This is a genomic window from Bradyrhizobium sp., assembly GCF_036009065.1.
Lineage (GTDB): Bacteria > Pseudomonadota > Alphaproteobacteria > Rhizobiales > Xanthobacteraceae > Bradyrhizobium.
Map to the genome: position 1 here is coordinate 1 of NZ_DASYMN010000335.1, position 1916 is coordinate 1916.

The 1916-nt window shown below is 62.1% G+C and carries 1 protein-coding gene; it reads right to left on the reverse strand.

The genetic code is table 11. The features are described 5' to 3' along the window. Positions 1 to 325: 325 nt before the first annotated feature. Positions 326 to 1916, reverse strand: a 1591-nt coding sequence (locus VGP39_RS20820; protein WP_327569985.1) for an ABC transporter substrate-binding protein, incomplete at its 5' end; no start/stop codon positions are given.

Here is a 1916-nt window from a genome sequence, read left to right on the forward strand (position 1 = left end):
GGCGACGTTCTACGGCGGCAGCGCCAGGGGATATACGGATTATCCGGTATTGAGCGAGACGGTCGAGGCGGCGCAGTAGCGCGTTTCCCGGACGCGATGCAGCGCTCTTGCGCTGCTTCGCAGAGCCGGGATCGTACCAAACTCCGACCCGTCATGGCCGGGCTTGACCCGGCCATCCATCTCCTTCGAAAGAATGTTTTGAGAAGTGATGGATGCGCGGGTCAAGCCCGCGCATGACGATAGAATTGTGTTCGTTACGGCCCCGGCTCTGCAGCGCACCGCTTCGCGAAGAGCTACGCGCTGCGCTGCGTCCGGGGGCACGGCCCTAGTTCGAGGCGCGCTTCGGCGGGGTGGCAGGCCACGACTTGATCAGGGCGTCGTAGTCGATGGTCTCGCCCTTCGGCTTTTCGTTGGCGAGCTTGCGTTGCGGCGCGACGGTGCCGTCCTTCTCGGCCTTGGCGAACCAGTATTCCGGCTTCTCCTTCTTGTTCAGCTTCGGCCCGCAGGCGCCCTGCACGCCGGACTTCTCCAGCCGCTCCATCACCGAATCCTGCGCGGCGGCGAGCGCGTCCATCGCCGCTTGCGGCGTCTTCGCACCGGACGACGCATCGCCGATGTTCTGCCACCACAGTTGCGCGAGCTTCGGATAATCCGGAACGTTGTTGCCGGTCGGCGTCCACTGCACGCGCGCCGGCGAGCGGTAGAACTCGATCAGCCCGCCGAGCTTTGGCGCGCGCTCGGTGAAGGACTTGTCCCAGATGTCGGATTCACGCGTAAACGTCAGTCCGACATGGCTCTTCTTCAACGACACCGTTTTGGAGTTGATGAACTGCAGATAGAGCCAGGCAGCCTTGCGGCGGTCCGGCGGCGTCGACTTCAAGAGCGTCACGGAGCCGGCGTCCTGATAGCCGAGCTTCATGCCCTCTTTCCAGTACGACCCGTGCGGCGACGGCGCCATTCGCCATTTCGGCGTGCCGTCGGCATTCATCACGGCGATGCCGGGCTTCACCATGTCGGCGGTAAACGCCGTGTACCAGAAGATCTGCTGGGCGATCGCGCCCTGCGCCGGCACCGGTCCCGATTCGGAGAAGGTCATGCCTTGCGCCTGCGGCGGGGCATATTTCTTCAGCCAGTCGAGATATTTGACGATCGAATAGACCGCTGCCGGGCCGTTGGTGTCGCCGCCGCGCTCGACGGAGGAGCCGACCGGCCGGCAGCCTTCCATGCGGATGCCCCATTCATCGACCGGCTTGCCGTTCGGGATGCCCTTGTCGCCGTTGCCGGCCATGGACAGCCACGCGTCGGTGAAGCGCCAGCCGAGCGAGGGATCCTTCTTGCCATAGTCCATGTGACCATAGACCTTGACGCCGTTGATCTCCTTGATGTCGTTGGTGAAGAACTCGGCGATATCCTCATAGGCCGACCAGTTCACCGGCACGCCGAGCTCGTAGCCGTATTTGGCCTTGAACTTCGCCTTGTAGTCCGGATTGGAGAACCAGTCGTAACGGAACCAGTACAGGTTGGCGAATTGCTGGTCCGGCAGTTGATACAGTTTTCCGTCCGGGCCTGTCGTGAACGACTTGCCGATAAAATCGTTGACGTCGAGCATCGGGTCGGTGACGTCCTTGCCTTCGCCGGCCATGTAGTCGGACAGGATCACGGTCTGGCCATAGCGGAAATGCGTGCCGATCAGGTCGCTATCGTTGATCCAGCCGTCATAGACGTTCTTGCCCGACTGCATCTGGGTCTGCAGCTTTTCCACGACGTCGCCTTCCTGGATGATGTCGTGCTTGACCTTGATGCCGGTGATCTCCGTGAACGCCTTCGCCAGCGTCGCGGATTCATATTCATGGGTGGTGATGGTTTCGGAGACCACGTTGACCTCCATGCCCTTGAATGGCTGCGCCGCCTTTTCG